Source organism: Pseudoxanthomonas sp. 134C1 (assembly GCF_057773065.1).
Genome location: NZ_JBYMTH010000008.1, coordinates 1 through 18,210, shown reverse-complemented (window position 1 = coordinate 18,210; position 18,210 = coordinate 1). Strand labels below are relative to the sequence as shown.

Genomic DNA, 18,210 nt, shown 5'->3' with positions numbered 1-18,210 from the left:
CCGTCAGCAGGCAGCAGGCAGCAGGCAAAAAGAAAGTGGAGCAAGCTCCGCCCTGCATGTGTTTCCAAGCGGGCCTGATCCCCGGCGGATTACTCGCGCATTTCGGCGAGCGAAGCCAGGCGCTTGCGATCCTTCAGGGCGACCCGATGCGGGTCGTCGGTGGCGATCAGTCCATCCTGGCGCAGGCGGGTGAAGCTGCGGCTGACGGTTTCCACGGTCAGGCCCAGATAGTCGGCGATATCCGTGCGCGACATCGGCAGCACGACTTCATCGCCGCTGTAACCCTGGCGGCGGCGGCGCGCATGCATGTCCAGCAGGAACGAGGCCAACCGCTCCAGCGGGGTCATCCGCGCCAACGACATCAGGTTGTCGCGGGTGGCGTCCAGTTCCACGCAGGCGCGTTCCAGCAGCTCGCGCTCCAGTTCCGGATAGCGCGCGCACAGCGTGCGCATGTCCTGCATGGTGAAGGCGCACAGTTCGCTGTCGACGATCGCCTCGATCGAATGGCGATAGTGGGTCGCGCCGCTGAAGCCGATGAAATCGCCCGGCATCAGGAAGCCGGCGACCAGCCGGCGGCCATCGGCCAGCAGCCGGATCCGGCGCAGCGCGCCGGCGGTCACGGTGAATACTTCGCGGCGGGAGTCCCCTTCCCGCGCCAGCACCTCGCCAGCCTTGAGCGGAATGTCGCCGGCCAGCGTCTCCAGCGCGCGCGCCTGGTCCAGCGGCAGCGCAGCACAGACCGCCAGGTGCCGGACCTGGCAGCCGACGCAGTCGCCCTGCGCCGGACCGGCCAGGGGGTCGACGTCACCGCGGTTCGCGGGGACAACGGCTGGTCCGTTGTGACGCAGTACGCGCAGGCTCATTGGGGGGCGGCCGGGTCGGGAAAACAGGGGCTTATTGTATATCGGCCCGGCCCGGCATTCCTTTCGGCTGAACGGAAAACCGGCCTTTCCGGCACCCTGCCCCCCACTGGCGCCCGGAATCGGTTAAAGTGCGCGCCGTTTGCCAGCGGCCGTTCGTTTCCCCGACGGTCCGCCGATGCCGGTCCCCCGCGGTCCCGCATCCGCCCCACTCCGACTGCTTTCGCTGCGCAAACCCGGAGTCGCCATGTGGCGCCTTCCGCCTTTTTCCCCTCTCGCAGCGCGGTTTCCAGGGAACGCTACGGGTAAACGGCCGATCCGCCATCGCCGCCGCGCCTGACCGCGCGTCGTCGGCGCGGGTGGCGTCTGCCGCCTTTGGAGTATTCCGCAATGACGTTCGAATCCCTCGGCCTCGCGCCGGCACTGCTGCGCGCGCTGGATGAGCAGGGCTACACCGAGCCCACCCCGATCCAGGCCCAGGCCATCCCGCTCGCGCTGGCGGGCCACGACCTGCTGGCCGGCGCCCAGACCGGCACCGGCAAGACCGCCGCGTTCGGCCTGCCGCTGATCCAGTACCTGGCGACCACGCCGCAGGAAGTCGCGCCGCGCGGCGGCCGCAAGCCGCGCGCGCTGATCCTGACCCCGACCCGCGAACTCGCCGTGCAGGTGCATGACAGCCTGCGCGTCTACGGCAAGTACCTGCGCATTCCCAGCACCACCATCTACGGCGGCGTCGGCATGGGCAACCAGCTCGACGCCCTGCGCCGTGGCGTGGACCTGGTGATCGCCTGCCCGGGCCGCCTGATCGACCACATCGAGCGCCGCAGCGTGGACCTGTCCGGCATCGAGGTGCTGGTGCTGGACGAAGCCGATCGCATGCTCGACATGGGCTTCCTGCCCTCGATCAAGCGCATCCTCGCCAAGCTGCCGCGCCAGAACCGCCAGACCCTGCTGTTCTCCGCCACCTTCGCCGATCCGATCCGCGAACTGGCGCTGGAGTTCATGCACGAGCCGCACCAGGTGCAGGTGACCCCGAGCAATACCGTCGCCGACACCATCGCCCACCGCGTGCATCCGGTCGACGGCGGCCGCAAGCGGGAACTGCTGCTGCACCTGCTGGCCGCGGACAGCCGCGTGCAGACGCTGGTGTTCGGCCGCACCAAGCACGGCTGCGACAAGCTGGCCACGTTCCTGGAAAAGAGCGGCGTGCGCGCCGCCGCCATCCACGGCAACAAGTCGCAGGGCGCGCGCCTGCGCGCGCTGGGCGACTTCAAGGCCGGCCGGGTCAACGTGCTGGTGGCGACCGACATCGCCGCGCGCGGCATCGACATCGACCAACTGCCGCGGGTGATCAACTTCGACCTGCCGATGGTGGCCGAGGACTACGTGCACCGCATCGGCCGCACCGGCCGCGCCGGCGCCCAGGGCGAGGCGATTTCGATCGTCGCCCAGGACGAGGCCAAGCTGCTGCGCCAGATCAACCGCATGCTCAAGCGCGATCTGGACATCGTGGAAGTGCGCGGCTTCGAGCCGCAGGTGCCGATCCGCTGGGGCAACTCGCAGGCCGGTCACGACGATCGTCCCGCCGGCAACAAGGCCCCGCGCAAGCACAACCGTCGTCCGCACGCCGCTCCGCCACGGCACGCCCATGCCGGCGGCCCCAAGCCGCAGGGCCAGGGCCGTCGCCAGGATGGCCGCGGCGCGCGCGGTGGCCGCGGGGGTGGTTCCGGACGCTGATCGCTCCCGCGACAGCCGTCTCCCGATCAGCCGCGTCGACACCCGTCGACGCGGCTTTTTCATGCATGACTCCCGGACTCATGGGCAGGGGACGGGAACGGATCATCGTCAGAAGCTGTACGACACCGATACCCGATAGTTGCGACCGGGTTCGCTGTAGCGGCCGATACCGTCGTCGGTGGCGTAGCCGTACAGGTAGAAGTCGCCGCGGGTGACGTTGCGGATGCGCGCCCACTGGTAGTAATGCTCGTCCATCAGGTTGTAGACGCCGACGTTGATGCGCAGATGATCATTCACGCGCAGGCTGCCGAACAGATCAGTCGTCGTGTAGGCGTCGCTCAGGAAACGCTGCGGCACCTGGCCGAACACATCCGGTTGCAGATCCACGTCGCGGCCCTTCTTGGCCAGCGAATGGGTCAGATTGCCGGTGATGCGCAGGCGATCGTCCCAGCCCTGCCAGCTCAGGCCCAGCACACCCTTGTCCGGGTTGATGCTGTCCAGCGGGCGGCCGTCCCTCTGTTCGCCCTCGTTGTGCGACCACGCCGTGCGCAGCAGCCAGGTATCGCCCAACCGCCACAGGCCTTCCAGTTCGACGCCCTTGACGGTCACTTCGCCGACATTGGCAAGCGTGTTGTAGTCGTAGCCGAACCGGGTGGTGCAGGTGCCGCGCGAGCAGCTGCGGTACTCGGTGCCCGGATTGGCGGTCAGGCGCACGTTTTCGATGAAGTTGTCATAGCGGTCGCGGAACACCGAGATGCCGAAGCGCGCGTTGTCGCTTTCCCAGCGGTAGCCCAATTCCAGGCTGAGGCTTTTTTCCGCCTCCAGATCCGGATTGGCCGCCGTGGTCGGCACCAGAACGGTATTGCCGGTTCCCGCTTCGATGAGCTGGGTGGTGCTGGTAGGCGCGTACATCTCGCCGGTGGTGGGCGCGCGGAAACCTCGACCGGCCTGCAGCCACAGCGACTGGTGCGGCAGGAACTGGTAGCTGACACCGGTCTGCCACGTGGGCGCGGCGAAGCTCACGTCGCGCACGCTGCCGGTCGGATCCAGGAAAGTACCGCCGACCCGCGGCGAATAGTCGTAGCGGTCGTATCTTGCACCGAGGGTCAGCTGCAGGCGGTCATCGAGAAAGCCGATCCAATCGCGCAGATACAGGTTCCAGGAGGTCGCATCGGTCTTCGGCACCTGCGCCGGGTCCACGGTGGCGGTATCCAGTACGCCGCGGTTGTTCCAGCGATAGTCGATGGCGACGAAATCGATGTCGCGCTGCTGCCATGCCGCGCCATAGGCCAACGCGTGCCGTGCCGAGCTCGTTTCCAGGGCCTTGTCGAAATCCAGCGCCACCCGGTCCAGCATCTGCTCGGTGGCGCGATCCTCCGCGCGCCAGCAGGTCGACGCCAGCGTGCAGGGCGTGGTGACCGGCGTCGCCGGGGTGCTCGAGGTGCCGCTGCCGGTGCGGATGCGGGTGATGCCATGGCTCGTGGTTTCCTGGCGATCGGCCTGCAGTTCCAGCGTGTCGAACGCGGCGATGCCGGCATCCCAGCGGTAGCGCAGGCCATAGCGGTCGCGATCATTGCTGTCGTCGCCCCAGCGCTCCAGGTAACCGGGACCGCTCACGCGGCTGAGATTGTCGACCCGGTTCTCCACCCGGTTGCGCTCGTAGACCACACCCAGCCGATGCGCATCGCTGATCACGAAATCGACCTTGGCCAGCACGTTGGTGCTGTCGTGATCGACGGGATCCGGCAGGCGGCGCGCGCTTCCGGTCTCCACCGCCGTGCGGTCGTACCAACCCTCCGCCTCGTGGGCCTTGCGCCGGGTGTAGACCAGCATGGATTCGACGATGCCGGTGCGGTTGGCCAGGCTCAGCGAGCCGAGTTTCTCGTCGTTGTAGCCGGTGTAACCGAGCTTGAGGCCGACATGGGTGTCGTTGCCCGCCGCCTTCAGATAGTCGGCCGGATCCTTGGTGGTGAACACCACCGCGCCACCCAGCGCGCCGCTGCCGGCGGCGATCGCGTCCGGTCCCTTGATCACTTCGACCGCCTTCAGCGAATCGATATCCACGCCGCCGCGCCCGGCCCGGAAGAACTCGTAGCTGCGTGCGGTCTCCAGGCCCTCGGCCATGCTCAGGCCGTCGACGGTCATCGCGACGCGATCGCCCTCGATGCCGCGGATATTGAAGCCGTTGTCGCCGAAGCGACCCATGTCGACGATGCTGACGCCGGGGATGTAGCGGATGACGTCCTCCATGTTCTCCGCCATCTCGTTTTCCATCTGGCGGGCATCGATGACGGTGACGTTCTGGTTGGACGACTTGCGCTTCTCGCGTTCGGCCTTGACCTCGACGGGATCGAAGGTCTTGGTGCCGTCGGCGTCGGACGGGGTTTCCGCGTGCAGGGGGAAGGAGAGGCTCGACGCGATGGCCAGCGCGAGCAGGCTGGGAGGCAGTTTCATGATGGAACTCCGACAGTCGGGAAGGGAAATGCGCGCTTCGATGGGAGCGCTCCGGTCCTGGCTGCCGCCGCCTTCGGCGGTCCTGCGTTGCTGGGAAAGGCATCGCGCACGGGCGATGCGGGAAGTAGGGGGACGCCCGCTATCGCGGGTGCTGGCAGGGATCGACGCGCCGTCCCGACGCAAGGCTCCGCGCAGGACGCGCGCGTGGGGACATCCCCTGGAGCGATTCGGTCTTCATCGGCATCCCCATGCCGGCGCCTGTCAGCGTCCCGCGGCGGTGCGGGACGGCCGTGCCGGCGGCGGCAACGCCGCGTCGGCCACGTCGACCACGCCATCCCGATTGCGATCGGCGCCGTCGAAGCTGCGCCGACCGGACACCTGGTACTCGGCGAACGTCATCCGCCCATCCTTGTCCGTATCGAGCGCGGCGAAACGCACGCGCGTCTGCTTGTCCGAACCACCACCCAACGCTGCGTAGTGCTGGTCCAGGCGCTGGCGGAATTCCGCCAGGTATTCCTCGCGGTCCAGCACGCCATCCCGGTTGGCGTCGGTACGGGTGAACTGCCCGGTGCGGGCGCGATCGAACTCCGCGCGTTCGACCTGGCCGTCGCCGTTGCCGTCGTACAGCGCCAGGAAGCCGTCGCCGGTATGCGCGCTCGGCAATGCCATCCGGCCGCGCCTGCGTTCCGCGCGCGCGGCGCGTTCGGTGGCCGCGTCACCGCTCTTGGCCAGCTCGGCGTTTTCCTTCGCCAGCGCCTGCTGGCCTTCGACCAACACGCGTTCGCCGGAGGCATCGAACTCGGCCCGGGAAACACGCCCGTCGCGATCGGCGTCCAGCGCATCGAGCCGGCGCTCGGTCTGGGCGATCTGATCCTCACGTGCCTGTTCGCGCGCCTGCCGCGATCGGGTTTCGAACTCGCGCACGTACTCTTCCACGTCCACGCTGCCGTCGTGGTTGGCATCGGTGGCGTCGAAGCGCTGGCGGCGGAAGGCGTCGAATTCCGCCCAGCCCAGGCGGCCATCACCGTCGCCGTCATGCTGGGCGATGAAGGCGGTGACGTTGTCGCTGTGGCCCACCACCAGCGGGCGCGCGGGTGGCGCCTGCCAGGCATTGGCGGTGGGGGGAAGCAGCAGCGCGGTGGCGACCGCGCCGGCGAGGAAGGCGGTTTTCATCAAGGGACTCCAGCGGATCCGGAAAGGCGTCTCAGGGTTCGAGCACGCGGAAAGTCAGGGTGTAGCTATGGCTGTACTCGTCCACCGGCGCGCCGGCGGGCGCCGGCGTGCGATGGCGCGACAGCGCCAGCCAGGTGCCGGCGCGCTGCAGCGGGAAACTCACCCGCCCTTCGGCGTCGGTGGTCAGATTCACGACCTGGGGTTTGCGATCCGACGTCCAGACCGCCTCGGTGATCTCGACCGGCTGGTTGGCCAGCGGCTTGCCGTCATGCTGCACGACGAACGCGAATGACTCGCCGGTATAGAGATCATTGGGATGATCCACCGGCACGAACTCCAGGCCTTGTCCGTGTGGCCGCAGCGCCGCGGTGTCGGGCGCGCCGATGCTCACGTAGGTCTCGGCGCGGGTGAGCGACTGGAAGTTGGACAGCACTTTGGCGCCAGCCGGGATTTTCACCGCCGGATCCCGCGAGCTTTCGCGCTTTCCGTTGATTTCCCAGGTGCGGAACAACGCGCCCAGACGCGGCCCGGTGCTGAAGCGATACGTGCCCTTCACCCCGGGCATGCGGTGCTCGACCACGGCGCGGGTCTTCAATATCTGCACGGTGTCCGGACCGACGGGCTTGCCCTCCGGACCGATCACCACGAAGCGGCTGTTGTCGAACGCGGCTTCGGGGACGAAGAAGGTTTCGGCGAAGGCGGCGTCCAGCGCCACGTTCTCGCCGGCCTGCGGCGCGAAATTGCTGGGAGCCAGGTAAGGCGTATGGGCGGAGGCGGTCGCGAGCGCGGCCCAGGCGAGCGCGCCGGTCAGCAGGGTCAGCGGTTTCATCATCGGTTCCTGAAGGGACGGAATCGCTGGCGGAACCGGGTCCGGTTGCTGGCTGCCGGGCGCATCTTAGATGCAAATGCGAATCGTTACAATCCAGTGAAGACAGATTTCCGGAAAAGGCCCGCGGAGCCGGATTTGCCGCCTTCATGCGCCGCAGCGGACAATACGCGCATGGATATTTTCAAGATCTTCACCCTGGAAGCCGCGCACCGCCTGCCCAACGTGCCGGAAGGCCACAAGTGCGCGCGCCTGCACGGCCATTCGTTCCGGGTGGAACTGCACGTCTCCGGCGATATCGATCCGCATACCGGCTGGGTGATGGACTTCGCCGACATCAAGGCCGCGTTCAAGCCGATCTACGAGCGCCTGGACCATCACTATCTCAACGACATCCCCGGTCTGGAGAATCCGACCAGCGAACGCTTGGCCGCGTGGATCTGGGAACAGCTCAAGCCGGCGCTGCCCGGCCTGAGCGAGGTCGTGGTCCACGAGACCTGCACCGCCGGCAGCCGCTATCGCGGCTGATCCGGCTGGCGGCGACGCCACCCTTCTCATCGGATGTCCGGATTCCGCCCGTCCCGCGACGGGCAGACCGCCGCGCGCGGCCCTCGAAGGCCATTGATTCCTGTCGGTCCCCGAATCCACGGCGGAAGCCTGCACCGCCTCGGTGCGCGCGCATATGACCCGGAACGCCCGTCGGCCGGTCTTTCCCCCTGTTCAGCTTCCGCCCGCAAGCGGCTGATTTTCAAAGGGGACCGACCGTTCGTCGGAAAACCATACGCCTGTTATTGCACCGCAACAAAGACCTCGATATGCTGCGCCGCAACATCCTCGTATTCCCCTTTGGAGTGCACCATGTCCGCCCAGTTCAACGAGCAGTTCAGCACCTACACGCACCAGTTCGCGGCGGCCGCTGCCCGCGCGAACCGTCTGGCCCTGGAAAGCGCCGAAACCATCTTCGGCGTCCAGCTGAAGACCTTCGAGAAGAACGTCGACGCCGCCACCGCCTTCTTTGGCGAACTGGCCGAAGTGCGTGATCTCGACAGCTACAAGACCCTGTGGCCGAAGGGCGTGCAGGTCGCCAAGGACAACACCGAACGCCTCGTCGCCGCCGGCCAGGAAGTGTTCGGTCTGGCCCTGAAGACCGGTGAAGCCTTCGGCCAGCTGGCCAAGACCCAGTTCGAAGCCGCCACCGACAACGTCCAGGCCACCGTGGCCAAGGCGACCAAGGCTGCCAAGGCCGCCAAGTAATACGGGTAATACCGCTTCAAAGCTCTCTCTGAAATTTGCGCGGACTCCCCTCCCACCGCGCAATCCGGCCCGGCCAGCGCCTCGCGCTGCCGGGCCTTTTTTATGCGCTCCGCAAGCGCCGTACCCACTGGCGGAGCGTGATTCGAAAACCCGGTCACTGAAATCCCGATCCGCTCCCTGCCCGGCGGAGCGATCCGGCACGCTTCGATCTCCCGCGTCGCCCCGCGCATGCTGGCCGCACGCGCGACCGGTAGTCGAACGTCGGCCTGCCTGTCAGCGAACCGCCGAAGGCAGGCATCCGAAACGCACGCGGAACCGCTCGGAGAAGCGCGCGCGCGACTGGTATCCGCACGCCTGCGCGATGCGGGGAATGCTCCAGGAGGTTGTCTGGAGCAACATCATGGCGTGGTGCATGCGAATGTCGATCAACAGATCCTCGAAACGCACGGATTCCCCCGCCAGCCGGCGCCGCAGCGTGGCTTCGCTCATCGCCAGCGCGCGCCCCGCCTCATGCGCCGTCCAATGCTGGTCCGGCGCATCGCCGATCAGGGCGCGCAGGCGTCCTCCGATGCCGCTCTGCCCGGTGTTCCTGAAAGCGTGGCCACGCTCGGCGAGCCCCAGGAGAAAATCCATCAGCCGGTGCTGAAGCCGCTCATCGCTCACCCGCCGGGCTTCCACGCTCTCCAGGACATGCTGGAACGTCGATGCCAGATCCTCATCCAGCGGCGCTTGCCGACAGGGCGCGTCGTGGAGCGTGTCCGGCAGGCGGGAAGCATGGGTGCGCTGGAACGCTTCCAGCAGATCCGCCGAAAGCGTCAGGAAGATGGAGCGGAACGGCTGCCCGGCGCCGACCGGCGTTTTCAGCAGGTCGGCGCAGGTGCCCGGATCGACCAGCAACATCGACGCCTGCGCATCGACCGGGAACGTGTTGACGCCGTTGTCCAGGTCGAGTCGCCCAGCGACTATCAGCAGCACGGTCGCATCCGAAAACAGGAATCGCGGCGTGCGCTGGGCCTGCCTCAGGCAGGGTTGAGCAAGACTGCACAGGCCGCGCCGCAGCACGGGCGCGCCGGAGGGCAACGGCCAGCGCATGCGGTCGACCGCGCCCGCGAAAGCGGACGGTGGACGCAATCCGGTCTCCAGGCTTTGCCTGTCCAAGACTAGGCGAGCGGAACGGCGGGGTTGAGGCGATACAGGCCGGTCAGGCTGGCCTGTCCGAGTACGGGCGCGGAAGCCAGCGCGGCGCGCACGTTGGCGCCCGTCAGCGGCCCGGTGACGTCGAGCCGGGGCACCGCCAACGCATAAACCGTGAAGACATAGCGATGCACGAGGGTGTCGTTCCACGGCGGGCACGGGCCGTCGTAGCCGTAATAGTCACCCTTCATCTGTTCATCGCCCGCGAACCAGGCGGTGTAGTCGTTGATGCCATGACGCAGACCGTCGGCTGCCAGGGGACCGGGCTTGCCGCGTGGCGTCACGCCGCTGGAATGCGCGCCGGCCGGGATCTGCGTGGTATCCGCGGGGATGTCGAGCAGCAACCAATGGAAGAAATCGACGCGCGGAAGATCGGCCGGCACCTCGCGGCCTTCCTGGTTCACGTCGTCGCCACGGCTGGGCACATCGGGATCGTGGCAGACGATCACGAATGATTGGGTGCCTGCGGGGACATCACGCCAGGCAAGGTGCGGGTTTCGGTTCGACGACAGCGCGACGTGCGCGGCGGCATCGGGCACCGCGAAAGCGAATTCGCCGGGAATCGCCTGGCCGTTCTGGAAGCTGTGGCTGATGATTTGCATGTGGGGTCTTGTCCTGTGCGTTGATGAAAGGTCCAGCGCGGCGCGAGCCTCCGCGCCGTCCTGAATTCTAGGATCCTGCCGGCCGGCAAAAGGCACCATAGCCCATCATTCTAGTTCCATAACCAGTCAATATGACTGCAATTAGTTTCTTTCGCGGGATTTCGGGCGATATGTTGCGGAACCGGCGCCCGACCGCGCCGGTTCCTCCGGGTCATGCGCCGGAGCGCATCGACTCCTTCGTTCCGAATGCTGGATGTCCCCATGAAGACCTATCGAATCGGCCAGATCGTGCCGAGTTCCAACACGACAATGGAAACCGAAATCCCCGCCATGCTGAATGCAAGGGGGGCGCTCTTCCCGCAGGAGCATTTCACGTTTCATGCGGCGCGAATGCGCATGATGCATGTCACTCCCGACGAACTGAAAGCGATGGATCTGCAAAGTGATCGCTGCGCGCGGGAACTGAGCGACGCGCGGTGCGACGTGCTCGCCTATGCCTGCCTGGTGGCCATCATGTGCCAGGGGCCTGGCTACCATCGACAGGCCGAGGAACGCCTTGGCGACATCACGGAGCACAATCAGGCACCCACGCCGATCATCAGTTCCGCGGGAGCACTGTGCGACGGCATCAAGGCCATGGGCTTCAGCAAGGTCGCGATCCTGACTCCGTACATGAAGCCGCTGACACGGCAGGTTGCCGCATACATCGAAAACGAGGCGATCCGCGTGACGGATTCCGTCAGCCTGGAGGTATCCGACAATCTGGCGGTGGGGCGCATCGACCCGATGAGCCTGCTCGAGCACGTCAAGCGCCTCGACGTTGGCGATGCGGATGCCGTCGTGCTGTCCGCCTGCGTACAGATGCCCTCGCTGCCCGCCATCCAGCGGGTCGAGGACGCGCTGGGAAAGCCGGTTCTGTCGGCGGCGGTGGCGACAGCCTATCGGGTGCTCAAGACCCTCGGCTTGTCGGCGCGGGTGCCTGACGCGGGGCATCTGCTTTCAGGAAGGTTCTGACCGCGTGGTTCCCTGTCCGCAGGCGGGATGCGCGCCCGTCTAGCGCGCCCCCGGTCCGTCGGCCAGGGACCCGATCATCCCGCGTCATCCGTCGTTGGCGCTTGCCGGAAAGGCAACCACCCATCAGTCCGGCAGGATCACCTGTCCCGCCAGCGCCGCCGGCTCCACCGGCAGCCGATGCGGCAGGCGCCCCCAGCACGGCGCATCGATGCGCGCCTTCAGCAGTTCGAAATTCTCGTCCCGCCGCGCCATGTCCGGATCCACCTCGTTGGCGATCCAGCCGATCAGATCCGCGCCGTCGGCGCGGATGGCTCGCACGGTCAGGCGCGCGTGGTTGAGGCAACCCAGCCGCATGCCCACCACCAGCACCACCGGCAGGCGCAGCGCGCGCACCAGATCGACCTGGTCCAGCGACGCCGACAGCGGCGCCGCCCAACCGCCAACGCCCTCCACCACCACCGCGTCCGCCTGCGCCCGCAAACGCTGGAAGGCCGCCACGATGGGTGCCATCACCAGGGTCACACCGGCCTCGCGCGCGGCGATTTCCGGTGCCAGCGGTTCGGGCAGGGCGTAGGGATTGAGATCCGCGTAGGCGGGCCGGGGGTCACTGGCCGCCAGCAACGCCAGCGCATCCTCGTTGCGCCAGCCATCCGCGGTGCGTTCGCAGCCGCTGGCGACCGGTTTCATGCCGACCGCGCGCAGGCCACGCCTGCGCAGGGCATGCAGCAGGGTGCTGCTGGCCAAGGTCTTGCCGGCGCCGGTGTCGGTGCCGGTGACGAAGAAGCTGTGCATCCGTCTTGCTGCCTGTGCGCGCCCTCGGCGCAGGACCGTGGATCGTAGCGATCGGCCCGCCAAATGGCAGCACGCCCACCGCAAACGCCTGGAATGCGAGCGGGCGTCCTGTTTTGGCCGGTCATCACGTTCTCTTCATCAATCCAACCATTTCCCGCGCACCGGCCCCCTTGCGGGTTCGGGCTAGAATCCAGTGATGTCCTTCACCAGCCAGACCCTGACCGGCAGCAAACCGGAACAATACGCGCAGTTGGCCGCCCAGGCGCACGCCCTGCTCAGCGGCGAAAGCGATCGCATCGCCAATGCCGCGAACCTGTCGGCGCTGGTCTACCACGCCCTGCCGGATCTCAATTGGGCCGGATTCTATTTCCATGACGGCACCGAACTGGTGGTCGGCCCCTTCCAGGGTCTGCCGGCCTGCGTGCGCATCGCCCTGGACAAGGGTGTGTGCGGCGCCGCCGCGCGCACCCGCCAGACCCAACGGGTGGAGGACGTGGATGCGTTTCCCGGCCATATCGCCTGCGACAGCGCCTCGCGTTCGGAGTTGGTGGTGCCGCTGGTCAAGCACGATCGCCTGGTCGGCGTGCTGGATCTGGACAGCCCGCGCCTGGCCCGTTTCGACGAAGAAGATCAGCGCGGTCTGGAAGCCATCGCCGCCATCTACGTGGAGTCACTGGCATGAGCATCAGTACCGCGAAGATGCGCAACATCGGTCCCAAATCGGCGGCCTGGCTGCGCCAGGTCGGCCTGCGCACGCAGGAGGATCTGGTGGCGGCGGGTTCGGTGGAAGCCTTCATGCGGGTCAAGCGCGCCGGCTTCCGCCCCAGCCTCAACCTGCTGTACGCACTGGAAGGCGCGTTGCTGGACTGCCACTGGCAGCACCTGCCGGAGGAACGCCGCAGCGAACTGCTGGTGGCCTACGACGCCGCCGCCGCGCTGCTGCCGCCGCCACGCGGCCGTCCCGCCGCCGCGCCCGTGACCACCACCCACATCCAGGAAGACGAAGGTGCCGCGCCGGCGATGAACCTGTTCGATTCGCCGGGCGGCGATCAGGAAGACTGACCCGGGTCAGAACAGCCGCCAGGCCGCCGGTGCCAACGCCAGCGCCAGCAGCAGCAGGGTTTCCAGCACCTCGGTGCTGGCGCCCAGGCAATCGCCGGAAATGCCGCCCAGCCGGCATTTCCAGTACCACGCGGTCAACGGCGCCAGCAGCAGACAGATCAGCAGCGGCGGCGCCAGCCACAGGCTGATCGCCGCCAGCGCCGCGCCCCACGCCCAATCCCAGTACGCGCCTTCGTTGCGGTACCAGGCGAAGCGTTCGGCCATGCCCGCATGCAGCGGCGGCAACCAGCGGCTCCACAACAGCGTGGTGGCCCAGCGCGCCCACGCCGGTACCAGCAGCACGCCCCACAGCCACGCGCCGTCGACCAGTTCGGCCAGCAGCACTAACTTGGCCAGCAGCTGCAGCACGATCGTGACCACGCCGAACACGCCCATGTGCGGGTCCTTCAGCACTTCCAGGAACCGCTGCGGATTGCGGTGCGCCGCGCCGAACGCGTCGGCGACATCGCCGAGCCCGTCCAGATGCAGCGCGCCGGTCACCCATACCCACGCGATCAGCGCCAGCAGGCCCGCCAGCCACGGCCGCGCGTCCAGCGCCCACAGCGGCAATACCACCAGCGCGCCGATCAACGCGCCCACCAGCGGGAAATACACCGCCGTCCGGCTCAACTCCTCTTCGCGGAAATCGCGCAGCTGCGGCGTGGGCAGGCGGGTCAGGAACTGCACCGCCAGGATCAGTTTGCGCACGCTCATGCCTGCCTCACTTCGATCAGTTCGCCCCACAGATGATCCGCCGCGTCGATCTGCACCCGCAGGCGCAGGCGGGTGCCGTAGTCGATGCGCACCGCCCACAACGACGCCAGCGGCCAGCCACAGGCGCGCGCCAGCGCCAGCCGCAGCGGCCCGGCATGGCTGACCACCAGCACCGGTGATGCGTCATCCGGCGCCGCCAGCGCGCGCAGGGCGCGATCGATGCGCGCCTCGAACGCGGCCCAGGGTTCGGCGTTCGGCGGCGGATGCGCGCCCGGATCCCGGTAGAACGCCTGCAATGCGCGGCGCGAAGCCTCATCCACCGCGATCGCATCGCGATGCTGCCCATCCCAGTCGCCGAAATCCCACTCGGCCCAGTCTTCGGCGACATCCACCGGCATCGCCCGCGCAGCCGCCAAGGCCCGCGCGGTGTGCAGCGCGCGCTGGCGCGGTGAACTGATCACCCGCGACCAGGCGACGTCCGCGCAACCGCCGCGGACCGCATCAACGGCGCCTGGCAGCAGCGGCGGATCGGTGCGTCCGTCGAAGTGGCCGGCGCGTCCGGTCGAGGCATGACGCACCAGGTCGAGGATCATGGCGCGTCGTCGCGCCCGGATACCGCGGCTTCGGCGAAGGTCGCCATGCCGGCGTGCAACGCGCAGGCCAGCCGCAGCAGCGGCAACGCCAGCGCCGCGCCGCTGCCTTCGCCCAGGCGCAGATCCAGTTGCAGCAGCGGACGCGCGTCCAGCGCCGCCAGCACGCGCGCATGCCCGCGTTCGGCCGACTGGTGCGAAAACAACAGCCATGGCCGCACCTGCGGCTGCAGGCCGACCGCGGCCAACGCCGCCGCCGAGACGATGAAACCGTCCACCAGCACCGGCACGCCCCGCTGCGCGGCGGCGATCATCGCGCCGGCCATCGCGGCGATTTCCAGCCCGCCGACACGGCGCAGCGTTTCGCGCGCGGAATCACCACTGCCGGCGATGTGCGGCCGGTGCAGCGCCAGCGCGTCCGCGATCACCTGCTGCTTGTGGGCGATGCGATCACCCTGCAATCCGGTGCCCGCGCCAACCAGCTCGTCCAGCGGCAGATCCGCCAGCGCGCAGGCCAGCGCACTGGCCGCGGTGGTGTTGCCGATGCCCATCTCGCCGAAGACGAACAGATCCGCCTCCTCCGCCGCCTCGATGGCGCGTCGGCCGGCGGCCAGCGCATGCGCGAGTTCGTCTTCGCTCATCGCCGCTTCGACGCTGAAATCGCGGGTGCCGTGGCAGGGCTTGTCGGTCTGCACACCGGCGATGGCGTGGGTGGCGCGGGTGCCGGCATCCACCACCCGCAGCGGCAGGCCGAGTTCGCGCGCCAGCACAGAAATCGCCGCGCCGCCGTTGGCGAAGTTGTGCAGCATCTGCACCGTCACTTCGGAAGGAAACGCCGACACGCCCTGCGCCACCACGCCGTGATCGCCGGCGAACACGACCACCGGCACCCGTGCCGCCACGGGACGATCCCGATGTTGCAACGCCGCCAGTTCCACCGCCAGGGTCTCGATGCGGCCGAGCGAGCCCTGCGGCTTGGTCAGCTCGTCCTGGCGCGCGCGGGCGCGTTCGCGGTGTTCGGAAGAAGGTTGCCGGCAGTCGGCGTGGATCCAGTCCTGGGACACGTGCGGAGTTCTTGCGACGGAGGGAACCGGGATTCTACGGGAGCCGCCGCCGCCGCCCGGCCATCGGGACGCCGATGGGGCCGGGGGCGCGCTTCTGCTAGAATCTCCGCGCTTTCTGGTGACCCGCGGGCGGTTCCGCCCAGGGTTGAAACGGGAAGCCGGTGAACCCGCGCCCGCCTCTCCGGCGACGCGACGGGTGATTCCGGCGCTGCCCCCGCAACGGTAAGCGAGTCAGGACAGGGCACACGCCACTGTGCATCCGCACGGGAAGGCGCCCCGGCCGGCGATGGTCCGCCATCGCGCTCGCAAGCCCGGAGACCGGCCCGAAAGACGACTGGTTGCGACGCGGCGGGCGTTGCGGCGGCGAGCGCCGTGCGCACGGCCGTTTCCGCTGTCTTCCCGTTCCCGCGTTGCCGCCTCCCCCCGTTATGCCGCGCGGGAGCGCGCGGCGCATGGAGCCGATTGCAATGCCACCTATCCGTACCCTGTCCCTGGCCGTCACGCTGGCGCTTCCGGGCCTGGCCCTCGCCCAGAACGCCGCCACCGAGCTGGACGAAGTCGTCGTCACCAGCACCCGCACCGCGATCGCGCTGGAAGACAGCCTGGCGCCGGTGCAGGTCATCGATCGCGCCGACATCGAGCGCAGCCAGGCGACCTCGCTGCAGGATCTGCTGCGCGGTCGCGCCGGCATCAACCTGACCAACGCCGGCGGCCCGGGCAAGCAGACCTCGCTGTTCCTGCGTGGCACCAACTCCAGCCACACCCTGGTGCTGATCGATGGCGTGCGGGTGAATTCGGCCGATTTCGCCGCCGCCGCCATTCCGGATCTGCCGCTGGCGCAGATCGATCGCATCGAGATCGTGCGCGGCCCGAACTCCAGCCTGTACGGTTCAGAGGCCATCGGCGGCGTGATCCAGATCTTCACCCGCCGCAACCAGGGCGCCTACACGCCGCACTTCCAGATGGGCGGCGGCAGCAACGGCCTGCGCCAGGCCAGCGCCGGTTTCGGCGGTGGCGGCGAACGCGGCTGGTTCGGCGCGGATGCGTCCTACCAGCGCACCGACGGCATCAATGCCTGCCGTGGCTCGGCATCGCAGGGCCGAGGCTGCTACGCCGACGAACCCGACCGCGACGGTTACCGCAACGTTTCGGCCAGCCTGCGTGGCGGCTACAAGCTGACCGATACGCTGACCGCCGAAGCCAGCGCGCTGCGCGCCGAAGGCGCGAACCAGTACGACGGTTACTACAACTACACCGAGAACGTGCAGCAGGTGTTGAACGGCAAGGTCCGCTACGTGCCGACCGACCGCTTCGCCCTGACCGTCAATGTCGGCCGCAGCGACAACGAGACCGACAACTACCGCAACGAAGTCGACCACGACAGCACCCACAACACCCACCGCAACACCGCCAGCGCGCAGGCCGACATCGGACTGGGCCGGGATCAGCTGCTGACCGTCGGCGCGGACTGGTACATCGACCACCTCGACAGCACCACCGATTACGCCGCCGACAGCCGCCGCAACACCGCCGGCTTCGTCGAGTACCAGGGCAAGTTCGGCGCGCACCAGTTGCAGGCGAGCGTGCGCAACGACGACAACGAGCAGTTCGGCAACCACACCACCGGCAACCTCGGCTGGGGCATGGGTTTCGGCCGTGGCTTCAAGCTCAGCGCGACCTACGGCACCGGCTTCAAGGCGCCGACCTTCAGCGATCTGTACGACCCGTGGAGCGGCAACCGCGATCTGGAGCCGGAAAAGTCCAGGAGCCTCAACGTCGGCATCGCCCAGAGTGGCGACGCCTGGCGCTGGGCGCTGGATCTGTACGAGACCCGCATCGACGATCTGATCACCTATGACGGTACCCGCTTCAAGATGGTGCAGGTGGATGAAGCCCGCATCCGCGGCGCCGAGTTCACCGTCGACGTGACGCTGGCCGGCTGGGATCTTTCCGCCCAGCTCAGCCACACCGATCCGCGCAACCGCAGCGCCAGCAACAACGACAAGCTGCTGCCGCGTCGCGCGCGCGATACCGGCCGCATCGACGTGGACCGCCAGTTCGGCGACTTCCGTATCGGCGCGACCGTCAGCGGCGCGGGCTACCGCTACGACGAACTGAGCAACGCCACCCGCCTGGGCGGCTTCGCCACCGCCGACCTGCGGCTGGAGTACGCGGTCACCCCGGAATGGACGCTGCTGGCCAAGGTCGACAACGTGTTCGATTGCGCGTACGAAACCATCGCCTGGTACAACCAGCCCGGCCGCGAATACGGCCTGAGCCTGCGCTACCAGCCCAGGCGCTGATCGCGGAACCGCAACGAAAAGAGCCCGGCAACCGCCGGGCTTTTTTTACCTGCGCAAGACCGGCGGTGCATGGACCGGCGGCGCGGGTTCGGCCTGCGGCGGGTCCGGGCGCGTCGGTGCCGCCTGCGCGTCCAGGCGCGCCTGCCCCAGCGCGACGGCGTCACGGAACGACTGGCTGGTCGGATGACGCAGGTAGTCGTCGATGGCCGCCGACAGCCCCCGGTCATCGCCGGTCAACAGGCTGCGGTACAACCGCCCCACCACCCCGTCCAGGAACACCGCCTCCGGCCCGCGCCCGGGCGGGGCCGCCGAGGTGGGGCGCGGCTGGCGCTCCACCGCGTTCTCCAACTGCTCGTCGACGGGTCCCTTCTGCCGGCAGTGACTCACCGCCTCGGTCCGGCACGGGGCCGCCGGTCCCAGCAGGTCCACCTGCCCACGTTCGCCTTGCCGGTCGTAGCGGCCGGTGCCATACAGCCCGCGCATGTGCTGCTCGGAGCGGTGCACGACGAACTGGGCCGGGTCCTCGGGCACC

18 protein-coding genes and 1 riboswitch are annotated in these 18,210 nt (G+C 68.2%); of the genes, 7 read left to right on the top strand and 11 right to left on the bottom strand.

Annotated elements, in window-relative coordinates; translation table 11 throughout:
- Positions 1-89 precede the first annotated feature (89 nt).
- Positions 90-863: a Crp/Fnr family transcriptional regulator gene (locus AC3DEZ_RS14640; protein WP_447104488.1), complete on the bottom strand. Its 774-nt coding sequence runs from the start codon at positions 861-863 to the stop codon at positions 90-92.
- A gap of 387 nt (positions 864-1,250) precedes the next feature.
- Here AC3DEZ_RS14640 and AC3DEZ_RS14635 point away from each other — a divergent pair, with 387 nt between their 5' ends.
- Positions 1,251-2,597, top strand: coding sequence for a DEAD/DEAH box helicase (locus AC3DEZ_RS14635; protein WP_488388876.1), 1,347 nt, complete (start codon positions 1,251-1,253; stop codon positions 2,595-2,597).
- A 108-nt stretch (positions 2,598-2,705) separates the two neighbouring features.
- Here the strand turns inward: AC3DEZ_RS14635 and AC3DEZ_RS14630 are convergent, their stop codons facing one another.
- The 3 genes from AC3DEZ_RS14630 to AC3DEZ_RS14620 all read right to left on the bottom strand — a co-directional run bounded on the left by AC3DEZ_RS14630 (position 2,706) and on the right by AC3DEZ_RS14620 (position 7,053).
- Positions 2,706-5,051 (bottom strand): TonB-dependent hemoglobin/transferrin/lactoferrin family receptor, encoded by a 2,346-nt coding sequence (locus tag AC3DEZ_RS14630; protein ID WP_488388875.1) that lies wholly within the window; start codon positions 5,049-5,051, stop codon positions 2,706-2,708.
- Positions 5,052-5,312: 261 nt separating this feature from the next.
- Entirely contained in the window at positions 5,313-6,224 is a 912-nt protein-coding gene (locus AC3DEZ_RS14625; RefSeq protein WP_488388874.1) for an EF-hand domain-containing protein, read from the bottom strand.
- Positions 6,225-6,255: 31 nt separating this feature from the next.
- Complete coding sequence (locus AC3DEZ_RS14620) at positions 6,256-7,053, bottom strand: DUF4198 domain-containing protein (RefSeq protein WP_488388873.1); 798 nt, start codon at positions 7,051-7,053, stop codon at positions 6,256-6,258.
- A 171-nt stretch (positions 7,054-7,224) separates the two neighbouring features.
- Here AC3DEZ_RS14620 and queD point away from each other — a divergent pair, with 171 nt between their 5' ends.
- Together queD and AC3DEZ_RS14610 are read left to right on the top strand one after the other, a co-directional pair.
- Complete coding sequence (gene queD / locus AC3DEZ_RS14615) at positions 7,225-7,578, top strand: 6-carboxytetrahydropterin synthase QueD (RefSeq protein ID WP_488388872.1); 354 nt, start codon at positions 7,225-7,227, stop codon at positions 7,576-7,578.
- A gap of 330 nt (positions 7,579-7,908) precedes the next feature.
- Positions 7,909-8,304, top strand: a complete 396-nt coding sequence (locus tag AC3DEZ_RS14610; protein ID WP_488388871.1) for a phasin family protein — start codon at positions 7,909-7,911, stop codon at positions 8,302-8,304.
- 273 nt (positions 8,305-8,577) lie between these two features.
- Here AC3DEZ_RS14610 and AC3DEZ_RS14605 read toward each other — a convergent pair whose 3' ends face one another.
- Positions 8,578-9,435, bottom strand: a complete 858-nt coding sequence (locus AC3DEZ_RS14605; protein ID WP_488388870.1) for a helix-turn-helix transcriptional regulator — start codon at positions 9,433-9,435, stop codon at positions 8,578-8,580.
- Positions 9,436-9,464: 29 nt separating this feature from the next.
- Complete coding sequence (locus AC3DEZ_RS14600) at positions 9,465-10,100, bottom strand: YbhB/YbcL family Raf kinase inhibitor-like protein (protein ID WP_488388869.1); 636 nt, start codon at positions 10,098-10,100, stop codon at positions 9,465-9,467.
- 261 nt (positions 10,101-10,361) lie between these two features.
- On the opposite strand from AC3DEZ_RS14600, the gene AC3DEZ_RS14595 reads away from it, so the two are divergent.
- A complete protein-coding gene (locus AC3DEZ_RS14595; protein WP_488388868.1) occupies positions 10,362-11,114 on the top strand; it encodes a maleate cis-trans isomerase family protein in 753 nt (250 codons plus the stop codon).
- A gap of 123 nt (positions 11,115-11,237) precedes the next feature.
- Here AC3DEZ_RS14595 and bioD read toward each other — a convergent pair whose 3' ends face one another.
- Positions 11,238-11,906 (bottom strand): dethiobiotin synthase, encoded by a 669-nt coding sequence (gene bioD, locus AC3DEZ_RS14590; RefSeq protein ID WP_488388867.1) that lies wholly within the window; start codon positions 11,904-11,906, stop codon positions 11,238-11,240.
- 196 nt (positions 11,907-12,102) lie between these two features.
- On the opposite strand from bioD, the gene AC3DEZ_RS14585 reads away from it, so the two are divergent.
- Together AC3DEZ_RS14585 and AC3DEZ_RS14580 are read left to right on the top strand one after the other, a co-directional pair.
- Positions 12,103-12,588, top strand: a complete 486-nt coding sequence (locus AC3DEZ_RS14585) for a GAF domain-containing protein (RefSeq protein WP_447104476.1) — start codon at positions 12,103-12,105, stop codon at positions 12,586-12,588.
- Positions 12,589-12,590: 2 nt separating this feature from the next.
- On the top strand, positions 12,591-12,968 hold the full coding sequence (locus AC3DEZ_RS14580; protein WP_488388998.1) for a TfoX/Sxy family protein: 378 nt from the start codon (positions 12,591-12,593) through the stop codon (positions 12,966-12,968).
- 6 nt (positions 12,969-12,974) lie between these two features.
- Here AC3DEZ_RS14580 and cobS read toward each other — a convergent pair whose 3' ends face one another.
- The 3 genes from cobS to cobT are packed head-to-tail and all read right to left on the bottom strand — an operon-like array spanning position 12,975 to position 15,375.
- Positions 12,975-13,721, bottom strand: coding sequence for an adenosylcobinamide-GDP ribazoletransferase (gene cobS, locus AC3DEZ_RS14575; protein ID WP_488388866.1), 747 nt, complete (start codon positions 13,719-13,721; stop codon positions 12,975-12,977).
- Complete coding sequence (locus AC3DEZ_RS14570) at positions 13,718-14,314, bottom strand: histidine phosphatase family protein (RefSeq protein ID WP_488388865.1); 597 nt, start codon at positions 14,312-14,314, stop codon at positions 13,718-13,720. Before AC3DEZ_RS14570 ends, cobS begins: the two co-directional genes overlap by 4 nt.
- Positions 14,311-15,375, bottom strand: a complete 1,065-nt coding sequence (cobT, locus tag AC3DEZ_RS14565) for a nicotinate-nucleotide--dimethylbenzimidazole phosphoribosyltransferase (RefSeq protein ID WP_488388864.1) — start codon at positions 15,373-15,375, stop codon at positions 14,311-14,313. The genes AC3DEZ_RS14570 and cobT overlap by 4 nt, the downstream gene beginning before the upstream one ends.
- A gap of 99 nt (positions 15,376-15,474) precedes the next feature.
- Positions 15,475-15,716, top strand: a riboswitch (cobalamin riboswitch).
- Positions 15,717-15,842: 126 nt separating this feature from the next.
- On the opposite strand from cobT, the gene btuB reads away from it, so the two are divergent.
- Positions 15,843-17,678 (top strand): TonB-dependent vitamin B12 receptor, encoded by a 1,836-nt coding sequence (gene btuB / locus AC3DEZ_RS14560; RefSeq protein WP_488388863.1) that lies wholly within the window; start codon positions 15,843-15,845, stop codon positions 17,676-17,678.
- A gap of 45 nt (positions 17,679-17,723) precedes the next feature.
- On the opposite strand, the gene AC3DEZ_RS14555 is transcribed toward btuB, so the two are convergent.
- Positions 17,724-18,210 (bottom strand): hypothetical protein (locus tag AC3DEZ_RS14555; RefSeq protein ID WP_488388862.1); only part of this gene is annotated, 487 nt, incomplete at its 5' end.